The organism is Shewanella khirikhana, assembly GCF_003957745.1.
Lineage (GTDB): Bacteria > Pseudomonadota > Gammaproteobacteria > Enterobacterales > Shewanellaceae > Shewanella > Shewanella khirikhana.
Genome location: NZ_CP020373.1, coordinates 3,662,097 through 3,684,427, shown reverse-complemented (window position 1 = coordinate 3,684,427; position 22,331 = coordinate 3,662,097). Strand labels below are relative to the sequence as shown.

The 22,331-nt window shown below is 58.5% G+C and carries 17 protein-coding genes; 3 read left to right on the top strand and 14 right to left on the bottom strand.

Going from position 1 to position 22,331, the window contains the following annotated elements; translation table 11 throughout:
- Positions 1 to 75 precede the first annotated feature (75 nt).
- From STH12_RS16065 to STH12_RS16035, 7 genes are all read right to left on the bottom strand, one after another.
- The gene (locus STH12_RS16065; RefSeq protein WP_126168478.1) at positions 76 to 687 is read right to left on the bottom strand and encodes a LysE family translocator; all 612 of its coding nucleotides are present in this window, start codon (positions 685 to 687) and stop codon (positions 76 to 78) included.
- Position 688: 1 nt separating this feature from the next.
- Positions 689 to 1,441 (bottom strand): SDR family oxidoreductase, encoded by a 753-nt coding sequence (locus STH12_RS16060; protein WP_126168477.1) that lies wholly within the window; start codon positions 1,439 to 1,441, stop codon positions 689 to 691.
- Entirely contained in the window at positions 1,441 to 2,649 is a 1,209-nt protein-coding gene (gene prpF, locus STH12_RS16055; RefSeq protein WP_126168476.1) for a 2-methylaconitate cis-trans isomerase PrpF, read from the bottom strand. The genes STH12_RS16060 and prpF overlap by 1 nt, the downstream gene beginning before the upstream one ends.
- A 98-nt stretch (positions 2,650 to 2,747) precedes the next feature.
- Positions 2,748 to 5,333, bottom strand: a complete 2,586-nt coding sequence (gene acnD, locus STH12_RS16050; RefSeq protein WP_126168475.1) for a Fe/S-dependent 2-methylisocitrate dehydratase AcnD — start codon at positions 5,331 to 5,333, stop codon at positions 2,748 to 2,750.
- Positions 5,334 to 5,433: 100 nt separating this feature from the next.
- On the bottom strand, positions 5,434 to 6,570 hold the full coding sequence (prpC, locus tag STH12_RS16045) for a bifunctional 2-methylcitrate synthase/citrate synthase (RefSeq protein WP_126168474.1): 1,137 nt from the start codon (positions 6,568 to 6,570) through the stop codon (positions 5,434 to 5,436).
- Positions 6,571 to 6,778: 208 nt separating this feature from the next.
- Complete coding sequence (gene prpB, locus STH12_RS16040) at positions 6,779 to 7,663, bottom strand: methylisocitrate lyase (RefSeq protein ID WP_126168473.1); 885 nt, start codon at positions 7,661 to 7,663, stop codon at positions 6,779 to 6,781.
- On the bottom strand, positions 7,660 to 8,454 hold the full coding sequence (locus STH12_RS16035; protein WP_126169558.1) for a GntR family transcriptional regulator: 795 nt from the start codon (positions 8,452 to 8,454) through the stop codon (positions 7,660 to 7,662). The genes prpB and STH12_RS16035 overlap by 4 nt, the downstream gene beginning before the upstream one ends.
- A gap of 353 nt (positions 8,455 to 8,807) precedes the next feature.
- Here STH12_RS16035 and STH12_RS16030 point away from each other — a divergent pair, with 353 nt between their 5' ends.
- Positions 8,808 to 9,350, top strand: a complete 543-nt coding sequence (locus STH12_RS16030) for a 2-thiouracil desulfurase family protein (RefSeq protein ID WP_126168472.1) — start codon at positions 8,808 to 8,810, stop codon at positions 9,348 to 9,350.
- 69 nt (positions 9,351 to 9,419) lie between these two features.
- On the opposite strand, the gene STH12_RS16025 is transcribed toward STH12_RS16030, so the two are convergent.
- Together STH12_RS16025 and STH12_RS16020 are read right to left on the bottom strand one after the other, a co-directional pair.
- Positions 9,420 to 10,364, bottom strand: a complete 945-nt coding sequence (locus STH12_RS16025; RefSeq protein ID WP_126168471.1) for an acyltransferase — start codon at positions 10,362 to 10,364, stop codon at positions 9,420 to 9,422.
- Entirely contained in the window at positions 10,357 to 11,277 is a 921-nt protein-coding gene (locus STH12_RS16020; protein ID WP_126168470.1) for an acyltransferase, read from the bottom strand. The genes STH12_RS16025 and STH12_RS16020 overlap by 8 nt, the downstream gene beginning before the upstream one ends.
- Positions 11,278 to 11,462: 185 nt before the next feature.
- Between STH12_RS16020 and STH12_RS16015 the strand changes: the two genes are divergently transcribed.
- Complete coding sequence (locus tag STH12_RS16015) at positions 11,463 to 12,293, top strand: substrate-binding periplasmic protein (RefSeq protein WP_164551229.1); 831 nt, start codon at positions 11,463 to 11,465, stop codon at positions 12,291 to 12,293.
- 80 nt (positions 12,294 to 12,373) lie between these two features.
- Here STH12_RS16015 and galK read toward each other — a convergent pair whose 3' ends face one another.
- The 5 genes from galK to STH12_RS15990 form a co-directional block, all read right to left on the bottom strand.
- Complete coding sequence (gene galK, locus STH12_RS16010; protein ID WP_126168468.1) at positions 12,374 to 13,534, bottom strand: galactokinase; 1,161 nt, start codon at positions 13,532 to 13,534, stop codon at positions 12,374 to 12,376.
- A 4-nt stretch (positions 13,535 to 13,538) separates the two neighbouring features.
- Positions 13,539 to 14,558 carry a UDP-glucose--hexose-1-phosphate uridylyltransferase gene (locus STH12_RS16005; RefSeq protein ID WP_126168467.1) on the bottom strand — a complete coding sequence of 340 codons (1,020 nt, stop codon included), beginning with the start codon at positions 14,556 to 14,558 and terminating at the stop codon, positions 13,539 to 13,541.
- A 27-nt stretch (positions 14,559 to 14,585) separates the two neighbouring features.
- Complete coding sequence (locus tag STH12_RS16000; protein WP_126168466.1) at positions 14,586 to 16,100, bottom strand: SLC5 family protein; 1,515 nt, start codon at positions 16,098 to 16,100, stop codon at positions 14,586 to 14,588.
- Positions 16,097 to 19,369: a beta-galactosidase, LacZ type gene (lacZ, locus tag STH12_RS15995; protein WP_237158641.1), complete on the bottom strand. Its 3,273-nt coding sequence runs from the start codon at positions 19,367 to 19,369 to the stop codon at positions 16,097 to 16,099. The genes STH12_RS16000 and lacZ overlap by 4 nt, the downstream gene beginning before the upstream one ends.
- Positions 19,370 to 19,544: 175 nt before the next feature.
- Positions 19,545 to 21,071: a YifB family Mg chelatase-like AAA ATPase gene (locus STH12_RS15990; RefSeq protein WP_126168465.1), complete on the bottom strand. Its 1,527-nt coding sequence runs from the start codon at positions 21,069 to 21,071 to the stop codon at positions 19,545 to 19,547.
- 218 nt (positions 21,072 to 21,289) lie between these two features.
- On the opposite strand from STH12_RS15990, the gene STH12_RS15985 reads away from it, so the two are divergent.
- On the top strand, positions 21,290 to 22,297 hold the full coding sequence (locus STH12_RS15985) for an ABC transporter substrate-binding protein (protein WP_126168464.1): 1,008 nt from the start codon (positions 21,290 to 21,292) through the stop codon (positions 22,295 to 22,297).
- The last annotated feature ends 34 nt before the right edge of the window (positions 22,298 to 22,331 follow it).

The window sequence follows — 22,331 nt, the reverse complement described above, 5'->3', positions numbered from 1 at the left end:
AGGGAATAAGCGGAGCCTTCAAAAACCGAATTGAATGAGGCATTTCAGTGCAGCCATGCCTCGATGAAATATTTGCTATTGACTCAGCAGGGGCATCCCCTGCGCCAGAGAAACCAGCAGTGCCGCCAATATCCCAAATGCCATCAATCGCTTAAGCCATATTATTTGCCTGGGTGATTGCAGCTTACTGCCCGCAAGCTTGCCAAGCGCCAGCCACAGCCCATCCACCAGTACTGCCAGCAGCAGGCACACGGTAATGGTGACTGCGTAGCTTGCCAGCGGGCTGCCAAGGGGCAGGGCAAACTGGCTCAGCAGCGACAGCAGTGCCATATAGGCTTTGGGGTTCATCAGGTTAAACAGCAGCCCATTTTTGAAGCCCACGGCGTTGTCGCTGTTTGCCGTCACCTGCTGTGAGGTGGCAATGCGAAACGCAAGGTACAGAATATAGGCCGCCCCCAACCACTTGAGGGTGCTTGCCAGCACGGGAAAGCTTTGCAGCAGGCTGGCAAGGCCACTGGCCGCAGCCAACATGATAAGCAGTAAACCCGCTATCAATCCGCCCAAAAATGGCAGGCTGCGTTTGACCCCCTGTGCGGCGCCAAGGGCAGCCAATGTCAGCGGCGCCGGCCCCGGCGAGCCGAGCAACAGCACAGTGGCGACTGCCAGCAAGGATAAGGCTTCAAACAAACTACAGGCCTCCGGTTACATCAATAATGCTGCCGCTGACAAAGCTGGCATCATTACTGAGCAGCCAGACGATGGCATTGGCCACTTCGTCGGCTTGACCGCCCCGCCCAAGGGGAATGCGGCTTTGCAAGCGGGTCACTCTGCCGGGCTCACCGCCATCGGCATGGATGTCGGTATGGATAAGCCCGGGGCGCACGCCATTAACCCGAATACCGGCGGGGGCAAGCTCAATGGACAGCCCCTTGGTAAAGGTGTCGATGGCGCCCTTGCTGGCGGCATAGTCGACATACTCGTTCGGGCTGCCGGTGCGCGCCGCGCCGGACGACACATTGACGATGGCGCGGTTTACGTCCTTATCCAGCGTTAACATCCGCTTTGCCGCCTCACGGGCACAGAGAAACTGCGAGGTGACATTGGCGCTGAGCACCCGATTGATGCGCTCGGCATCCATCTGCAGCAGTGGCATCTGCCCAAGCAAGATCCCGGCGTTATTCACCAGATGGGTGAGGCCACCAAATGCCTCATCGATTCGGTCAAAGAGCGCCAGCACCTGCGCTTCATCGGCCACATCGGCCTGCACACAAATCACCTCGGTGATGGACGAAAGCTCTTCGGCCAGTGCCTCGGCAGAAGCGCTGTTGCTGCGATAGTTAAGGCAAATGCGCCAGCCCATTTGAGCCAGACGCCTTGCGGTGGCAGCCCCTATGCCCCGGCCGGAGCCGGTAATGAGTACTGCTGGCTTAAGTTGCGGCATCAGTCCTGAGGCACCCGCACTGTGCCTTCCATCAGAATGCGCGCCGAGCGACTCATGATGGCCTTGGTGACGGTCCACTGGCCGTCCACTTGTTTGGCTTCGGCGCCTACGCGCAAGGTGCCGGATGGGTGGCCGAAACGCACCGCCTGCCGCTCACCGCCACCGGCGGCAAGATTCACCAGGGTGCCCGGAATAGCGGCCGCCGTGCCTATGGCCACTGCGGCTGTGCCCATCATGGCGTGGTGCAGCTTGCCCATGGACAGCGCCCGTACCAAGAGGTCGATATCACCCGCTTCAACCGTCTTGCCGCTCGACACCACATGGGTCATGGGCCTGGATACAAAGGCCACCTTGGGGGTGTGCTGGCGGGTCTTTGCTTCATCGAGGGTCTTGATAAGCCCCATTTTGATGGCGCCGTGGGCGCGCAGCTGTTCGAACATGGCAAGCGCCGCGGGGTTACCGTTGATGGCTTCCTGCAGCTCGTCGCCGCGATAGCCAAGGTCTTCGGCATTGACAAAAATGGTTGGGATCCCGGCGTTAATCAGGGTCGCCTGAATTTTGCCGCTTAAGTGCACCTCGGTGGGCACGTCCAGCTCGTCCACCAGATTGCCGGTGGGGAACATGGCGCCGCCATCTTCGCCCCCGTCCTGAGAAGAGCCATCGGCAGGATCAATAAACTCCAGCACGATTTCGGCGGCGGGAAAGGTTACCCCATCGAGCTCGAAATCACCGGTTTCCTGCACTTCGCCGTTGGTCACAGGCACATGGGCGATAATGGTTTTGCCGATATTGGCCTGCCAGATGCGCACTTCACAGATACCATTTTCAGGCACCCGGGAAGCATCCACCAAACCCGCGTGAATGGCGAAAGCCCCTGCGGCGGTGGACAGGTTGCCGCAGTTGCCGCTCCAGTCGACGAAGGCGGTGTCGATGGACACCTGACCATAGAGGTAATCCACATCGTGACCGGGCACGCTGCTCTTATTCATGATCACGCACTTGCTGGTGCTGGAAGTGGCGCCGCCCATGCCGTCGGTGTGCTTGCCATAAGGGTCTGGGCTGCCAATCACCCGAAGCAGCAGGGCATCACGGGCTGCGCCTGGCACCCGGGCCGCCTCAGGCAAATCGTCGAGGCGGAAAAACACCCCTTTAGAGGTGCCGCCACGCATATAGGTGGCTGGAATACAGATCTGTGGTTTAAATGCCATAGCATTGAATCCTTTGACATAAAATCATGTTCATTAATCGGTTAGTCTTAACTAACCGATTATCTGGGCCAACGAAGCCCCGAGCGCAACAGGCAGCGTTATGAATTGGCCAGGAAGTCCTGGGCGAAGCGTTGGAGGACACCGCCGGCCTCATAAATGGACACTTCTTCTGCGGTATCCAAACGGCAGCGCACCGGCACTTCCACTGTCTCGCCAGTTTGACGACGGATAACCAGCGTAAGCTCGGCACCCGGGGTGCGCTTGCCCTTCACATCGAAGGTCTCGGTGCCGTCTATGCCGTAGGTCATGCGGGTTTCGCCCGGCATAAATTCCAGCGGCAATACGCCCATGCCCACCAGATTGGTGCGGTGAATGCGCTCGAAGCCTTCGGCCACAATCACTTCAACACCGGCGAGACGCACGCCTTTGGCGGCCCAGTCACGGCTGGAGCCCTGACCATAATCCTTACCGGCCACGATGATCAGCGGCTGCTTGCGCTCCATGTAGGTCTCAATGGTTTCCCACATGCGCAGCACCTTGCCTTCCGGCTCGAGGCGGGCGAGCGAACCCTGCTTCACCTTGCCATCTTCGTCTTTCACCATCTCATTGAAGAGTTTGGGGTTGGCGAAGGTGGCGCGTTGTGCTGTCAGGTGGTCGCCCCTGTGGGTGGCGTAGGAGTTAAAGTCTTCCTCCGGCAGGCCCATCTTGGCGAGATACTCACCGGCGGCGGAGCTTGCCAGAATCGCGTTGGAGGGCGACAGATGGTCGGTGGTGATGTTGTCACCCAGCACCGCCAGTGGCCGCATGCCGCTTAGGGTTCGCTCACCGGCAAGGGCGCCTTCCCAGTAGGGTGGACGGCGGATGTAGGTGCTCTGCGGACGCCAGTCGTACAGTGGCTTCTCGGTGCCGTATTCCACGGCCAGATTGAACATGGGGTCGTACACGGCGCGAAACTGCTCAGGTTTCACCGATGACTTGATGATGGCATCGATTTCCGCATCCTCTGGCCACAGGTCTTTAAGGGTTACTGCATTGCCAGCATCGTCTGTGCCGAGCACATCTTTTTCGATATCGAAGCGCACAGTGCCCGCGATAGCGTAAGCCACCACCAAAGGCGGCGAGGCCAGAAACGCCTGCTTGGCATAGGGGTGGATACGGCCGTCGAAGTTACGGTTGCCCGACAGCACCGCGGTGGCGTACAGATCCCGGTCGAAGATTTCCTGCTGAATCACTGGGTCCAGCGCGCCGCTCATGCCGTTACAGGTGGTGCAGGCGAAAGCCACAATGCCGAAGCCGAGCTGCTCAAGATACGGCAACAGACCTGCTTCTTTCAGGTACAGCTCAACCGCCTTGGAGCCCGGGGCCAGAGAGGTTTTCACCCAGGGCTTGCGCACCAGACCTTTTTGCACCGCGTTGCGGGCAATGAGGCCCGCGGCAATCACGTTGCGGGGGTTACTGGTGTTGGTACAGCTGGTGATGGCGGCGATGATCACAGCGCCATCGGGCATCTTACCAGCTTCTTCTTGCCAGTCGGCGGCAATGCCCTTAGCGGCCAGATCGCTGGTGGCCAAGCGGGCATGGGGGTTGGAAGGTCCCGCCATGTTGCGTACCACGCTGGAGAGGTCAAACGTCAGCACCCGGCCATAGTCGGCGCCAGTCATGGCATCCGCCCACAGGCCTGTGGTTTTGGCATAGTTTTCAACCAGCTGCACCTGCTGCTCGTCGCGGCCGGTGAGGCGCAGATAGTCAATGGTCTGCTCGTCGATATAGAACATGGCGGCGGTGGCGCCATATTCGGGGGTCATGTTGGAGATGGTGGCGCGGTCACCCAGAGTGAGCGCCTTGGCGCCTTCGCCGAAGAACTCAAGGTAGGCACCAACCACCCGCTCTTTACGCAAAAACTCGGTCAGTGCCAGCACCACGTCGGTGGCGGTAATGCCGGGGTTTGGTTTGCCGGTGAGCTCAACACCCACGATATCCGGCAGGCGCATCCAGGAGGCGCGGCCCAGCATCACGTTTTCGGCCTCAAGGCCACCCACGCCGATGGCGATTACGCCCAGAGCATCCACGTGTGGGGTGTGGCTGTCGGTGCCAACGCAGGTGTCGGGGAAGGCGATGCCATCACGCACCTGAATCACCGGCGACATCTTTTCCAGGTTTATCTGGTGCATGATGCCGTTGCCGGGGGGGATCACGTCCACATTGCGAAAGGCTTTTTTGGTCCAGTTGATAAAGTGGAAGCGATCGTCGTTGCGTCTGTCTTCGATGGCGCGATTTTTCTCAAAGGCATCCTTTTCAAAGCCGCCGTGTTCCACCGCCAGTGAGTGATCCACAATCAGCTGGGTTGGCACCACAGGGTTTACCTTGGCCGGGTCGCCGCCCTTGGCCGCAATGGCATCCCGCAGGCCGGCAAGATCAACCAGGGCCGTTTGGCCAAGAATGTCGTGGCACACCACGCGGGCAGGGAACCAGGGAAAGTCGAGGTCCTGCTTGCGGAAAATCAGCTGGCTTAAGAAGTCGTTCAGGCGCGCAGGCTCGGCCTTGCGCAGCAGGTTTTCGGCCAGCACCTTGGCGGTGTAGGGCAGTTTGTCGAAGGCGCCGGGGGCGATGGCGTCCACCGCCTCGCGGGTATCGAAGAAGCTTAAATTGGTGCCGGGCAGAGGCTTACGGAATTGAGTGTTCATAACGGCGTTCCAGACATGCAAAAGGGGCGCGAATAATGAGTGGCTGTTGTTTTGTGCGGCAGGCGTTATTGGGGCCGACTGCTCGCCGGCCCCGCTGTTATCAGCCGCGCTCGCTGATGGGGGTAACGCTGCGCAGTTCCACACCCACATAATCGGCGCTTGGGCGGATGATGCGGTTGTTGCTGCGCTGCTCCATCACGTGGGCTGTCCAGCCGCTGACCCGCGAACATACGAAGATGGGGGTGAACAGCTTGGTTGGAATGCCCATGAAGTGATAGGCGCTGGCGTGGAAGAAGTCGGCGTTACAGAAGAGCTTTTTCTGTTCCCACATAAAGGCTTCGCAGGCCACGGAAACACGGTACAGACGGTCGTCGCCGTATTCCCTGGCGAGTTTTTCAGACCACTCTTTGATGATGGCGTTGCGTGGGTCGGACTCGCGGTAGATGGCGTGACCAAAGCCCATGATCTTCTCTTTGCGCTCCAGCATACCGGCCAGTACGTCGCGGGCGTGCTGCTCGTCGCGCATGTCCTGAATCAGTTCCATGGCCGCTTCGTTGGCGCCGCCGTGCAGTGGGCCACGCAGTGAGCCGATGGCACCGGTTACGCAGGAGTGCATGTCAGACAGGGTCGAAGCGCAGACGCGGGCGGTAAAGGTAGAGGCATTGAACTCGTGCTCTGCGTAGAGGATGAGGGACACATCCATGACCCGGGCGTGCAGGGCAGATGGCGCCTTGCCATGCAGCAGGTGCAGGAAGTGAGCACCGATTTGCTCGTCATCGGTCTCGGTTTCGATGCGCACGCCATCGTGGCTGAAGCGATACCAGTAGCAGATGATGGACGGGAAGGCCGCCAGCATGCGGTTGGTCACGTCAAACTGGTCGGCAAAGCTGTGTTCGGTTTCCAGGTTGCCCAGCATGGAGCAGCCGGTACGCAGCACGTCCATTGGGTGAGCATTGGCGGGGATGCGCTCCAGCACTTCTTTCAGTGCCTGTGGCAGACCGCGCAGGCCTTTGAGCTTGGCGCGGTAATTGTCCAGCTCCAGCTGAGTCGGCAGTTCGCCGTAAAGAATGAGGAAGGCCACTTCTTCGAAGCTGGCGTTCTCGGCCAGATCTTTCACGTCATAGCCGCGGTAGGTGAGGCCGGAGCCGGATTTACCCACTGTGCTCAGGGCGGTTTCACCGGCGCTCTGACCACGCAGGCCTGCACCACTCAGTTTTTTATCGGTTGTCTCAGCCATTTTGCATTCCCTCGTAAACTCGTCTTTTTCTGAAGGCCGGCATCGGTAGGGCGATGGGGTCCCGGCGCTGATTTATGGATTACTTTGTTCGCCCCGGGGTTTTAGCCGGGGCGGGAAGCAGCTACTGCCTGGGCTTTATGCCCCGCTGTCTTCGTCCCTGTGTTGCTTATTATCTTGCTGTCTTGTCTGGTCTTATTTGCCGTTCGCCTTATTTGTTTTTGCCTTCGGCAAACAGGCGGTCCAGCGTGTCTTCAAAGTTGTGGTAGTTCAAAAACTCGTACAGTTCCTTGCGGCTCTGCATGGTGTCCAACACATTGCGCTGGTGGCCATCGTTCATCAGCGCCTGCATCACCTTAAGGGCGGCCTGGTTGGCGGCGCGGAAGGTGCCGAGCGGATACAGCACCATGTCGGCACCGGCTTCGTACAGGGCGGACTTGTCGAACAGCTCGGTCTGACCGAATTCGGTCATGTTGGCGAGGATCGGCGCCTTTACCGCATCCTTGAACTTGCGGTACTGGGGCAGCTCGGTCAGGGCTTCGGCAAAAATCATGTCGGCACCGGCCTCGATATAGGCCTGGGCGCGCTCGATACCGGCATCGAGGCCTTCCACAGCTACGGCATCGGTGCGGGCCATGATGACGAAGTTCTCATCGGTACGGGCATCCACGGCGGCCTTGATGCGGTCAACCATCTCTTCGGTGCTGACCACGGCCTTGTTGGGGCGATGACCGCAGCGCTTCTGGGACACCTGATCTTCCATGTGCACCGCGGCAACACCGACCTTTTCAAATTCCTTGATGGTGCGGGCGATGTTGAAGGCGCCGCCCCAGCCGGTGTCTATGTCAACCAGGAGTGGCAGCTTGGTGGCTGAGGTGATGCGACCGGCATCAATCAGCACATCGTTCATGGAGGTCATGCCCAGATCCGGCAGACCATAGGAGGCGTTGGCCACCCCGGCACCGGACAGATAAAGCGCCTGAAAGCCGGTTTTTTCGGCCATCAGAGCGAAATAGGCGTTGGTGGTGCCGACGATTTGCAGTGGCTTGGAGTGTGCCAGTGCGTCGCGAAAACGCTTGCCTGCGCTGTGGGTCATGCTGTCTCTCCCTTTAATTGCTGTGTGTTGGCGAAGGTAAGCGAGCTGTGCTCACGGGCGCTCGCCTCGGCCTTGAGTTCTTTAAGACGCGCCTCTGTGTTGCGTCGTCCCTGTTCGATATGGCGCTGCATCAACAGCGCCGCCAGTTCACCGTCTCTGTCGCTGATGGCTTCCACTATGCGTCTGTGTTCAGCAATGGCACGGCTTGGGCGCTGGTGGTTGCTGCACTGGTAGCGGTACATGCGCAGCAGGTGGTACAGGCCGCCCATCAGGGTTTCCTGCAGGTGTTTGTTGCCGCTGGCGCGGATGATTTGATAGTGAAAATCCACATCACCCTGCTCCTGAAAATAGGTATCGCCCTGCTTGAGCGCCGCTTCCTGACGCTCAAGCAGCGCCTGCAATTCGGCAAGTTGGGCGTCTGTGATGCGCTCGGCGGCGAGGCGACAGGCCATGGCTTCCAGGGTGGAGCGCAGGTCGTAGAGATCGTTCAGCTCTTCCACCGACAGCTGGGCCACCCGGGCGCCCACATGGGGCATGCGCACCACCAAACGTTGCCGCTCCAGGGTTTGCAGCGCTTCGCGGGTGGGGCCGCGACTGATCCCGAATTGGGCGGCCAGCGCCTGTTCGTTGATCTTGCTGCCGGGGGCCAGTTCGCCCTTGATGATGGCGGTTTGTATGGCACTCAATACCTGATCGGCCAGGGTAGCCGCGCCGCGATCAACGGCACTGCGTTCAGTGCCACGTTCGGTGCTGAGTTCAGTACTGAGTTCTTTGGAGTTGCTCTGGCTCATCTGGGCGTTGGCTCGAATGGTTGCCACTGTCGCTTTCGCAGCGGCTTGGTCACTGACAATGGTTGAAAATTAGACCCGTTCTGGCAGATTGTCAACAATCTGTTGACGTAGACGTAAGTCTAATTATTTCAGCTCTGTGACTTAATTGTGGTGTAAGCGGCTGATAAGTGATGAGTTATTTTGCTTATTCTGTTTGCTACGCTGTTTGCGTTACAGCAAGTGGAAACTATTTATTGTCAACAACTGGCGATTTTGCACTTTGTCTGCAAGGCGTGGGATGATGTGGTTATCAGCCGATAATGGGGGCGGCGGTATTTCACGAAAGATGCCGCCCGGCACCGAGTAAATAAGCGATGGAAAAAATTTTGGTGAGCGCCTGCCTGCTGGGCGAAGCCGTGCGATATGACGGCAAAGATAATTTGCTGGATTCCCCCCTGTGGCAAGGCTGGCAGCAACAGGGACGCTTTGTCAGTATCTGCCCCGAATGCGCCGGCGGCTTGCCGACGCCCCGGCCTGCGGCGGAAATTGTCAGCCCTCCGGCAGAAATAAGGAGACCACCGGCGGAAATCTCGCGGCTGTCAGCGGAAATGCAAACGCCAGACCCAAAGCAGGCCATTCGGGTCGTCACCGTGACGGGGGAAGATGTGACTGCCCCCTTCGTGCGGGGCGCCGAGGCGGCTTTAAAGCTTGCCCGGGAAGCCAATATTCGTTTTGCCATTTTAAAGGCCCGCAGCCCGTCCTGTGGCAAGGGGCTGATTTACGATGGCAGCTTTTCCCGCACCCTGATTGACGGCGATGGCATTACCGCAGCGCTGCTGAGTCAGCACGGCATAGAAGTCTTTACCGAACATCAGTTGCCGCAACTGGCAAAGCGGCTGGCCGAGGTGGGATCCTGAGGCGGTGCGCGGGTAATAAAAAACGCAGGCACTGGCCTGCGTTTTTATGTCACTGCAGCGACAAGGCGATCAGTTGGGGCTTCGCCCGGCGAGCTCACGGTAACTGCTGGTGCTGGCTTTGTGCTCGGCCAGCAGCTCATGAATTTGTTCATCCTTTTGCAGCCAGATCTCATTGAGCCAGCGCTGGAACTGGGCGCGGTACTCGGCATTGCTGAAGTACTGCTTGTCATCCACTTCGGGCACCGGCAGTGCTTCAACTCTGACAACGATTTTGCTCACCTTGCCCTGCATCACCCCGGCAAGAATGTCTTTGGGCGCATCGGGATACACCACAGTCACGTTCAACAGGTGGCTGAACTGCTCACCCATGGCTGAAAGGGCGAAGGCGATACCGCCGGCCTTGGGGCGCAGCAGATAGCGATAAGGGGAGTTCTGCCGGTCGTGCTTTTCTTCGGTGAAGCGGCTGCCTTCCACATAGTTGATGATGGAGGTGGGCAGATCGCGGAATTTTTCACACGCCTTGCGGGTGGTTTCCAGATCCTTGCCCTTGAGCTTGGGGTTCTTTTTCAGCTTCTCCGGGCTGGTGCGATTCATAAAGGGCATATCCAGCGCCCAGCAGCCCAGACCCATAATGGGTACATAAATCAGTTCTTTTTTGAGGAAGAACTTGAGCATGGGAATGTGGTTGCGAAGAATATAGGTTTGGGCGGCAATATCGAAGCCGCTCAAATGGTTACTGATCACCAGATACCAGCCGTTTTTATCCAGCCCATCGAGACCTTTTACATCCCATTCGATTTTGGCAATCAGCTGCAAAATAGCGCCGTTGAGGGTAGCCCACAGCCACATAAAGCGGTTCATCAGCATGGTCACCCGGACACGACCCGCCTTGAAGGGGGTCAGCAGCTTGAACAGGCCACCGATACACACCAGGGAACCGCAAATGGCGGTATTGATAATGAGCAAGCTACCGCTTATGAAAAACAGCAGCGGCCCCGGCAAAAAGTTAAGCATGTTGTTCAGAAACCTCAGTTTTTATCTCTTCTTCACCGGAAAGCTGTGCCAGGATGCCGTCTTTGCGGACCCAAATCTGGTTGAGCTGTTCCTGGAAGTCTTGCTTGAACTCGCGGTTGTTGATGTAGTCGCCGCGCATCTCGGTGGCGATATCCGCCACAGTCACGTGCACGCGGATTTCATCCACCTTGCCGGAGATAAAGTCCCAGAAGCTGGGGACCTTGCCGGGGTAATAAATCGCGACGTCCACCAGCTTGTGGATTTGCTCGCCCATGGCGGAAAGGGCAAAGGCCATGCCGCCGGCCTTGGGGCGCAGCAGATGCTGGAAAGGTGAGTTCTGCTTTTTGTGTTTGGCAGCCTGGAAACGGGTGCCTTCAACAAAGTTCATCACGCTCACCGGCTTGTCTTTAAACTTGGCGCAGGCGCGGCGGGTGATTTCAATATCTTTACCCTTGAGCTTGGGATTCTTCTTCAGCTCGGCGGTGGAATAGCGGCGCATAAAGGGGAAATCCAGCGCCCACCAGGCCAGACCCAGTACCGGCACATACAAGAGCTCTTGCTTCAGGAAGAACTTCAGGAAGGGGATTTTGCGGTTGAATACCCTTTGCAACACCAGAATATCGACCCAGCTCTGGTGGTTGGCAATCACCATATACCACTCATCGCGGCTCAGTTCGGCGTTGCCCTGCACATCGATACGCACCGGGTGCAGCACATTTTGGATAAAGCTGTTCACCGAAATCCAGTTGGAGGCACAGCCATCCACCAGATAGGACATCAGCTTACGCAGGGCAGGAATGGGCAGCAGCTTTACCAGACCAAGCAGCAGGATAGGGACAAACCAAAACAGGGTGTTAAAGGTGTACCCCAGAAAAGCCAGTGAGCCTCGGATAAGCGACAGCAGCGCGCGCATTCATACCTCCAGTAATTTGTGGAGGCCTATGTTAACCGTGAATGACGCATTGCTCAATCTTGACGCCCGCCCGCTGCGGCTGGCACTACCAGTCGAATGATTTTTGTGGCTGTGCCAAGCTTTGGCGTGGCAATTGGCGCCAACTTGATCAACACTCATTTCAGTTATGCCGTGGAATAGTGTCGATGCGCCTGCCAACCCGTATTTTGCTTTTGATTTCAATGATGTTGTCGCCGTTGGTGCTACAGGCTGCCGAGTCTGTTGTGACCATGGCATACCGCACCACTGAAAAGCAGCCCTTTATCGCCAAGGCGCCAGACAATAGTGGTCTGTTTGAAGACATGTATCAGGAAGCTGCACGCCGCGCCGGGCTGACGCTGCGAATTGTGCGCATGCCCAAGGTGCGGGTGATCAACGCCCTCAAGGAAGGTGAAGTCGATTTCTATCCGCAGTTTACCTTCAGCGCCAAACGCAGCGCATACAGCTTTTTTGCCCCCAATGGCCTGCGGGTCGCCTATTACGCCATCTCCACGCCAGAGATTGAACGGCTTGCCAGCGTGGCAGATTTCGACGGCCTGACGTTGTTGCACGGACTGGGGAACCCCGACTATTTGACCAAGCTTGGCTTTGGCGCAGCCAGGGTGACTCATCTGGAAGTGGCCGAGATGGACCTGCAAAAAGCCATTCACATGCTGCAAAAACGCAGGGCCGACGCCTATATTTACGAGGCCGAGCCGCTGGCGTACGCCCTGTTGCAGAGCGGTGCCAGCGATATTCGCTTGCACAAGGAATTATCGGACCAGGTGGAATGGGCGACCCTGGGCATCTCAAGACGCTCGGTACTGCTGGCGCTTGAGCCCAATCCGGATTTCAACCCAGATGCACCCATCAGTCGCAGCAATCAAGCCGAGCGTTTGGTGCCCGGCTCCCCCATGGCGCGCATGGTGGCCGCGCTCGACAGCATGAAGCAGGATGGCACTCTGGCAGCGCTGTCCGAGCGTTATTTGGGGCGTTGAGTTTGCAGCATGCGGTCACAACTCTGCTGCCGCCGCGCTCTGGCGATTAGCTGCAATGAGCCACGACTAGCCGATAGCAGTCAGATGATTGGCTGCGCTTGTGCTCCCGCCGCGGCGCCGGTTTCGATAAACACAGGCACAAGTCCGGTCTGCTCCGGGTAGGCCTTTGATACACAAGCTTTAACCGGTTCAAGCAGCGCGTCCGGCAGCAGTGCCACCACGCAGCCACCAAAGCCGCCACCTGTCATACGCACGCCGCCCTGGCCCTTGAGTGCATCGGCGACTATCTCCACCAGCGCGTCGATGGCTGGCACAGTTATCTCAAAGTCGTCCCGCATCGAGGTGTGGCTCTCGCTCATCAGCTTAAACACCCTTTGCATATCCTGCTGATTCAAGGCCTCGGCGCAGGCTAAGGTGCGAAGGTTTTCGCTCACCACATGGCGGGCGCGGCGAAAGGCTGTGGCATCCAGTCCATCGGCATCGGCAAAAAGCTGCTCCAGTGACAAGTCCCGCAGCGCCTTCACGCCATAGTAGCTGGCGGCGCTCTCGCACTGGACTCGTCTTAGATTGTACTCGCCATCTACCAGACCGCGGCGCACATTGGAGTTGATGATGAGCAGCTTAAAGCCCGTAGGCAGCGGCACTGAGCGGGTCTCGAGGCTGCGACAATCAATCAGGCTTAAATGCTGCGAGTTGGCACTGGCGCTGATGAGCTGATCCATGATGCCGCAGTTGCAGCCCACAAAGTGGTTTTCACAGGCCTGACCCAGCCTGGCCATGTCCTGAGGCGTAAGCCCAAGGTCGAAGGCGGCATTGATGGCATTGGCGAGCGCCAGTTCAAGCGCCGCCGAGCTACTGAGGCCGCCGCCCTGGGGTACATTGCCGTGGATGACCATGTCCATGCCACGGAGTTTCTTGCCCCGCTGCGCTGCGGCATCAGACAGCATCAGCACCATGCCGCGCACATAGTTGCGCCAGTGGACGCTATCGTCCGGCGTGATGGCATCGAGCTGGAAGTTGTCTGCTGTGTGTTCGGTCTCGTTGGCGGCAAAGACCCGAACCCGGTTGCTTTGGTTGGTGCACAGCGCGACTTCAGTAGAAAAATCGATGGCACAGGGCAGCACGAAGCCGTCGTTATAGTCGGTGTGCTCGCCAATCAGATTGACCCGTCCGGGGGCGCGGCCCAGCCATTGAGGGCTGGCGCCAAAGTGCTGCTCAAATAAGTTACGAATAGGCTGCATTGGGTTATTCCATCAATTCGCGCAGGCGCGCGGCGGCCTGCTCCGGGGTGAGATCCCGCTGGGGTTCGGCCAGCATCTCATAACCCACCATAAACTTACGCACAGTGGCCGAGCGCAGCAGCGGCGGCAAGAACACCGCGTGCAGCTGCCAGTGACTGTTATCTTCACCGTTAAAGGGCGCGCCGTGCCAGCCCATGGAATAGGGGAAGCGGCAGCCAAAGAGTTTGTCGTAGGCGCGGGTAAGCTTGCCAAGGATGTCGGCCAACGCAGTCGATGCTTCGCCTGACAATAAATGCAGCTGAGTGCAAGCCTGGCGTGGCAGCAGCATGGTCTCGAATGGCCAGGCGGCCCAATAGGGTACCAGCGCCAGCCAGTGCTCGTTGACGTAAAGCAGGCGGCTTTCTTGGGTCAGTTCGCGCTTGGCGTAATCCAGCAGCAATGCCCGGCTATGGGTCTCGAAATAGCGGCGCTGCATTTCATCTTTTTTGGCCGCCAGGGTTGGCAGTGTGTCCTGAGCCCAGATTTGCCCGTGTGGATGTGGATTGGAGCAGCCCATCACGGCGCCCTTGTTCTCGAAAATCTGCACCCAGGGGTAGTCTTTGCCAAGGTCCTGAAGCTCCCTCTGCCAGCAACTGATAACGGCGCCAAGCTCATGCTGATTCATGTGTGCCAGGGTCTTGCCGTGATCCGGCGAGAAGCAAATCACCCGGCTGGTACCCCGCGCCGAGGATTGCCGCAGCAGCGGATCGTCCGATGGCGCAGGCGCCGGGCAGTCAGGACTCAAGGCGGCAAAGTCGTTGGTGAAGACAAAGGGGCCCTGATAATCCGGGTTCTGCTCCCCAGTGATACGTCTGTTGCCCGGGCACAGGTAGCAGTCCGGGTCGTGGCTTGGCAGCGCCGTTTCCTCGTGTTGCTCCTGTTGCCCCTGCCAGGGGCGCTTGGCCCTGTGGGGCGACACCAGCACCCACTCATCGGTAAGTGGGTTGTAACGCCTGTGGGGATGCTCGCTGGGATCAAACTGCATTGATGACTCCATTAACCATGTTGCCAATCAGGCCGCTTCCGCCAGGGCGGTATCGCCGGGCAGTAAGCGGTTAACAATAAGGGTTACGGCCACCGCCACCACCAGGGTGATAAACATCAGGTGGATGTAGTGCAGCGGGCTCCAGACGAAGGTAAAGACGGCATAGGTGATAACGCCGCTGACCAGGCCGATGCGCACCGCGAGACCGCGGACGTTGTCAAACAGCATGGCCACCAAAAAGGCCGCCATCACCGGCATGCTGTAGAGACCGTTAAGCTTTTGCAGCAGCGCGATAATGCTGTCGGCATTCTGGTAGATGGGTACCAGCAGTACGGATACCACCGCAAAAATCAGTGCCACCCGCTGGCCCATGGCCTTTACGCATACCTTGGCATTGAAATACTTCTGGTGCACATCCAGGGTGTAGAGCGCCGAGGCGGAATTGAGGCAGGAGTTAAAGGTACTGAGCACTGCACCTGCCATCACGGCGGCAAAGGCACCGGAGAGCCAGGGCGGCAGCACCTCGGCCACTATCACTCCATAGGCCTTGTCGCCGATATCGCCATAAAGCTTGTAGGCGGCAATGCCCGGCAGCACCACAATCAGCGGAATCAGCAGCTTCATGGCTACGGCGGCGTACAGGCCTTTTTGCGCTTCGCGCACGTTCTTAGCCGCCAATGCCCGCTGGGTGATCACCATATTGGTACCCCAGTAAAAAATCTGGATAAAAATCATGCCGGTAAACAGGGTGTGCCAGGGGATGTCCGACTGGTCGCTGCCAATCAGCGTCAGGCGTTCGGCGGGAATGCCCTCGAAGTTCCAGCCGATGGTTTCCATGGCCAGCAAAGACACCAGGGTACCCATTACCAGCAGGCCAATGCCGTTGAAGGTGTCTGAGATAGCGATGGCACGCAGGCCACCGAAAATGGCATAGAGCGAGCCCACCACTGCAAACAGCGCCGCGATTACCAAAGTGGTCAGTCGCTGGCTGCTTTGCGGGATACAGGCAAAGCTATCGTCGGCAGCGACGCAGCTCATGCCTTCCGCGGCCGCGTTCAGCATTTGGGTGTCGCCGAAAAAGTTCACATGGAACATCGACTGCATAAATAGGGCGCCGGTGTAGAGCACCACGGGCAGCAGGATAAACATGTAGCCGAACATAAAGAGCACGCTCACCATGGCGCGGATGTGGGGGTCGCGAAAGCGGTGCTCCAAAAGCTCTGTGGTGGTCGTGCAGCGGTAGCGGTAGTACATGGGAATAAGCCAGTGCGCCAGAATAAGCAGCCCCAGCGCCGCGGCGATCTCCCACCAGGCCACCAGCAAGGTTTGGGCGCCATTCATGCCGACAATCTGCTCGGCGCTGATATTGGTGAGCATGATGGAGCCCGCCACAAAGACCCAGCTCAGGGTGCCGCCGGCGAGGAAATAGTCGCGGCTGTCGGACGGATCCCGCGGCACATTGCGACATTTAATGTAGGTGAACAGCGCCACCAGCGCCGTGAGGCCGATAAAGATGCCAAGTTGCAACAGGTTGATATTCATTGTTTTACCTTATCTGCATTGGATGCGTTCGAGGTGTCGCCCAGATACAACTCGGCGGGGCGGGTGAGTATGGGGTCAAAGGGCACCAGCATAAAGCCGTACTCATATGGCTTTGGCGGCAGGCTGTATTGGCCGTGTACATGGCGGCCCCAGGACGTATCGCCGCCTACGCCCATCTGTTTGTGGTCGATGTTCCAGGTGACGCCGGGGCTGAGGCGAATATCGGCGCCGTGGCGGCTGGTGGAGGGCACCAGTCCCGAGGCCGATTTGCCATCGCCTGCCACCACGAAGTCGAGCTCGGAGGCCTTGAATGGCCAGGCGCTGCCGCTCAAAAGCTCACCGTCGGTGGGCAGCGCGAGCACGCCAAGCGCCTTGCCGGAAATGGCCATCCAGCGCACATCGGTCTTGTTGCCGGTTTCCTGCGGCCGGGCGTAGCGCTCGAACTGCTCGGCAATAGGGCCGACATAGCTGCCGATTGCAGCGCCGGACTTGCGATCGGCATAGCTCTCGCCGGGGCCGCGGCCGTACCAGGCCAGGGTGTCGAAGCCATCGGTCATGCGCCACTGCATGCCAAAGCGGGGCAACTTGGGCAGCTGCTCGCTATTGGCCGCTGGGATAAAGCGGTTTTGCAGCGACAGACGGCCATCGGCATAGAGCTGCCAGTGCTGCTCGTAGTCCGCATTAAGACTCGCCGAGTGGAAGCGGCTGTGGATGCTGACTGTGCCTTTTTCTTCGGCCAGCTTAAAGCCAGTGAGGCCAAAACCCTGCCAGGCCTGCTGCCAGGGCGCGGCCCACTCGTGCATGCCGTTGCCAAGGTCGTTGTCGGTGGGGGCGCGGTAGAAGTTGGCCTCGGGGGCCGACTCGATAAGCGCCCGGCCGCGATACTGCCAGCCGGTGAGTTCGCCGCGCTTGGGATTAAACTCGAAGCGGGCGATGGGGCTTGTGATGATAATCGCCTCGCTCGTCTCGCTCACGTTAAGCTTGCCAGTGGATGAGGCCGCAGCCATGGTTGGCAGGGGGCGCTTCGATGTGAGTGCAAACTGATCCCAGGCCAGCAGGTGATTTGCCTGAATAAGCCCATCGGAGGCGAGGGTTCTGGCCTCCAGAGTCAGCAGGTACTCACGTCTATCGTCCATTTTGGGCAGCGCTGGCAGGGTAAGGCGCGCCTTTTGCCCGGCTTTGGGATTGGCTTTTGCGGGGTTGGTTTTTGTGGCAATAGCGCCGCTCGCCACCGTCTCGCCATTGGCGCTGAGGCGATAGAAAAAGCCCAAATGAGACAGGTCATTGAAGTCGTAACGGTTTTCCACCTCAAACTGACCATCTTTGCCTCGATGGAAGCGCACCGGCTGATAGACCTTCTTCACTTCGCTTAAGTGAGGGTGGGGCACCCGGTCGGGGTTTACCAGCCCATTGTTGAGGAAGTTGCCGTCGCTTGGCAGTTCGGGATGGAAGTCTTTACCGTAGGCCCAGTATTTGTGGCCATCGGCGGCGGTGTATTGCAGTGATTGATCCACCCAGTCCCAGATAAAGCCGCCCTGCAGCGCCGGGTACTTGTCGATAACATCCCAATAATCCTGCAGGTTGCCCACCGAGTTGCCCATGGCGTGGGCGTACTCAATCATGATCCCCGGCCGGTCGGGGTTGGCACTGGCAAACTTTTCCAGCCGCTCGATGGAGGGGTACATGGGGGCGAAAATATCCGTGTAGTCGTCCAGCTCCGCCGGTTCATACTGCACCGGGCGGCTGCCGTCGCGCTCCTTGAGCCAGCGGTAGGTTTCTTTGAATACCCGGCCTGTGCCTGCTTCGTTACCCAGGCTCCAGATAATCACCGACGGATGGTTTTTATCGCGCTCAAACATGCGGCGGGTGCGCTCGAGGTGCGCGGGGATCCAGCTCGTAGTGTCGCCTATCTGGGTCTTTTCATCGATGGCCAGCGGGTGGCTCTCGATATTGGCTTCATCGATAACATAGAGGCCGTATTTGTCGGTGAGTTTGAGCCAGTAGGGGTCGTTGGGGTAGTGGGAGCTTCGCACCGCGTTGATGTTGTTTTCCTTCATCAGGCGGATGTCCTGCAGCATGCGCTCGCGGCTGACCACATGGCCCGTGCGCGGGTCGGTTTCGTGCCGGTCAACGCCGCGGATGCGGATGGCCTTGCCGTTAACTAAAAGCTGGCTTTGGTTGATTTCGATACGCCGGAAGCCCAGTTCGATGCGGTTGACCTCGAGGCTATGGCCGCGCTCATCCTTGAGGCTCAGCAGCAGGGTATAGAGATTTGGCTGCTCGGCACTCCATAGCTTTGGCTTGCTAATGCCTGCATTGAAACTCAGCTCCTGCTTGCCCTGCAGCATGAGTGACCGCTCACCTTTGGCCACCTCGTTCATCTCACCATCCAGCAGTCGATAGCCAAGGCGCAGGTTTTTGCCCTGCGCTTCATTTTGCAGCGACACCTTGAGGCTTAAGCTGCCTTCGCTCAGCTCGGCATTGAGGCTGGGGCGGGCGTCCACATCGGCAATAAATTGCGGCTCGGTGGCGTAGAGGAAGACGTCTCTTTCGATGCCGGAAATGCGCAGCATGTCCTGACTCTCGAGGTAAGAGGCGTCGGACCAACGCAGTATTTGCAGCGCCAGCAGATTGCGGCCTTCAGTGACAAAAGGCGTGATATCGAACTCGGCCGGGGTCTTGGCACCCTGGCTATAACCCACTTCTTTGCCGTTGAGCCAGACATACATGGCCGACTTGGCGGCGCCCACGTGCAGCACCACCCGCTTGCCCTGCCAGGCCTCGGGCAGCTCAAACTGTTTACGGTAAGAGCCCACCGGGTTGTAGTCGGTGGGGGCGTCCGGCCACCTGGTATCGAAGGGATAACGCTCATCGAGGTAAATCGGGTGATCGTAGCCCAGCACCTCCCAGTTCGACGGTACCGGGATGTTGTCCCAGCTGCTGTCGTCATATTCTGGCTGGGTGAACCCTGCCGGTCTGCCCTTGGGGGAGCGGGTGAAATGGAAACGCCACAGGCCATTGAGATCCAGATAGTTGGCCGATTGACGCTCGTCGCCATTCATTGCCATTTCGCTGTTTTCAAATGGAAAAGCCGTGGCATGGGGCGGCAGCTTATTGATGGCGAATACCTGGTGGTCGCGCCATTCGCGATCGGTGAATGACAGCTCTGGTTGTGAACTTGCACCGTGGGCAGTCTGGGCACTGCCGGGCAGTCCTGCGAGCATCAGCAGCGCGGGCAATAAGACCTTGAGTTTGTAAGGGTTGGGCATGGGATATCCTTCCGGGTTTGCCCTTCTGTGGGGCAATATTTCGCCGCAAGGTATCAAAGATATTAAATATTGTATACATCGAATCCAAAGAATCTATTCCCGAAAAATCACCTTTAGGGGTGATGGGAGCAGAGCTAAGGCTCTGGCAAGATGAGCGACTTTGCCAAAAGCGACCTCAGCGCCCGAGCTGCTGTGACAGACTGGCAAGCAGCCTGTCCATGGCGCGATACCCAAGCGCCTGTGCCAGATGTTTGCGCTCCACATTGGGGCTGTTTTCAAGGTCGGCAATGGTGCGGGCAACCCGTTGCAGGCGGTGAAAGCTGCGCACCGATAACCCAAGCCGGTTAACGCTTTGCTCAAGAAATTCAAGATCCTGCTGAGTAAATCCAGCCTGTTTCAGCTCGTTTCCCGTGAGTTCGCTGTTGAGCTTGCCAGCCCGCGCCAACTGGCGTTCGCGGGCAGCAGTCACCCGGCGGGCGATGGTGTCAGTGGTTTCGGCGGCCGGGGCGTTTTGGGTGAGGGTGCCCGGCGGCAGCGGCGGCACTTCAATGGACAAATCGAAGCGGTCCAGGAAGGGGCCTGAAAGCCGCGCCAGATAGCGACTTATTTGCTCAGGACTTGAGCGGCTGCCGGGGCCGGCGCTGCCGCAGGGGCTTGGGTTCATGGCGGCAATCAGCTGAAAACGGCTGGCAAAGGTGAGTTTGGCGGCGGCGCGGGAGATCACCACTTCGCCGGTTTCCATTGGCTCGCGCAGGCAGTCGAGCACCTTGCGTGGGAATTCGGGCAGCTCGTCTAGAAACAACACGCCCCGGTGGGCGAGGGAAATCTCCCCTGGCTTGGGCACGCTGCCACCGCCAACCAGGGAGATGGCCGAGCAGGTGTGGTGCGGCGATCGAAAGGGGCGGCGATGAAACTCACTGGGCTTGATATTGAGTCCGGCGACCGAATGCAGCGCCGCCACTTCAAGCGCTTCGTCATAATCGAGCGGCGGCAGTAAGCCCATGATCCGGCTGGCAAGCATGGTTTTACCGCAGCCAGGCAAGCCAAGCATCAGGAGGTTATGAGCGCCCGCAGCGGCTATTTCCAGCGCCTGCTTGGCCTGATACTGGCCAATTACATCGCTAAGGCAAGTCACGGCGCCGGGCGCTTCTTCGAGCCACTCGGCGCCTTGCTCCAGCCCCGGCAAGGGCTGCTGACCGTGGAGGAAGGCCACCAGATGGACCAACTGGCTGCACAGACGAATGGCGGGATAATCGACCAATTCGGCATCGGCGCGGTTGGCTAGCGGCAGTATGAGTTCGCGGCCGTCCCGGCGGGCGGCCACAATCACAGGCAGCAGCCCGGAGCAGAAGCGTACTTCGCCCGACAGCGCCAGTTCACCGACAAATTCACGGTTTTTCAGGCTGGTGAGCGGGATTTGCCCCGAGGCTGCCAGAATACCGATGGCGATGGGCAGGTCGTAACGACCACCCTGTTTGGGTAAGTCGGCTGGGGCCAGATTGACCGTGATGCGGCGCATCGGGAATTCAAATCCGGCATTGACCAGGGCGCTGCGCACCCGCTCGCGGGCTTCTTTGACCGAGGCTTCGGGCAGGCCAACCAGATTAAACGCAGGCAGGCCGTTGGCCAGATGAACCTCGACGGTAACGGCTGGGGCTTCCACCCCCAGGCTCGCACGGGTGGCGACGCAGGCAATGGCCATTGGACAAGTCCTTTTTATCCTTTGATGGCGTAAGTTTAGCAGCTGAATTGCAACCGAATTGGCACAGATGAAACCACTTTGTTTGTACGGGAGTACTAAATGCTACATTGCATTGTGTTACGAAATGTGCGATTTATGGTTAAATCAACTGATTTTTTGTGCAAGGAAGACGCTCGACCAGCAAGGATACCTGGCTCTTGGGGAATTAGGGTGTGCTCATGAGGCTGATGTTCTTTTTGGGGATGCTGTTGCTTTCGTCCCTGACACAAGCCAAAACCGACGTGCTGTTTCTGAATCCAGGTAGCAGCGATGAAAGCTTTTGGGGCGACGTGGACAGCTTGCTGGTGGCCGCCGCCATTCGCTTTGACATGGAAGTGGAAACGCTCCACAGCAACCGCAATCATTTCGATATGATCCGTCAGGCCAACGAAGTGGCCCAGCGGCCCGATCTGCCTCCCTACGTCTTTCTGGTCAACGAAAAGCAATCCGGCCTCAGAATGTTGGATGCCTTTTATCATAAGCCTGTTTATGTCCAGTTCGTGCTGAATGACATCAGCCCCGCCGAACGCCAAACCCTGCTGCAAGACCCGCATTGGCATCAGTATTTGCTGCCGCCGGTAGTGCCGGATAACCGTACCATCGGCTTTGAAACCGCCGGGGCGCTGGTACAGGGCCTCGGCGGCAAAGATATTCAAGTTGTGCTGGTATCGGGCGATAAATCGACACCGGCATCGGTGGAGCGTACCGAAGGTGCATTGGCCGCATTGCAGTCGATGGCCGAAGTCAGCACCGAACAAACCGTGTACGGCCAATGGCAGGAAAACAAGGCCTACCAACAGGCGCAAGTGCTGTTGCAACGCTATCCGGGGCTCGATGCCATTTGGACGGCGAATGACCATATGGCATTTGGTGTTATCCGTGCCATGAAAGAGAAGCGGTTGGCGCCGGGGAAAAAAATACGGATTGCCACCATCAACACCTCAGCCGAGGTGCTGGCCCTGAGAAGAGAAGGGGCCATCAATGTGCTGGGGGGCGGTCATTTTCTTGCCGGTGGTGTGGCGCTGTCGAATGTAAAACAACATATGGACACAGGCAGCTACCCTACAATTCATTACTCCCTGTTCAGGTTGCTTGAGCCCGACACTGAATTTTTTATCGCCCTCGAACGGCGGGATTGGGAGTTGTTGTTGGATATTGCACTAACCCGGAATGACGCGCCGGACTAAGAGTGCAGTTCAGGCAATTGCCTGATTGAATAAG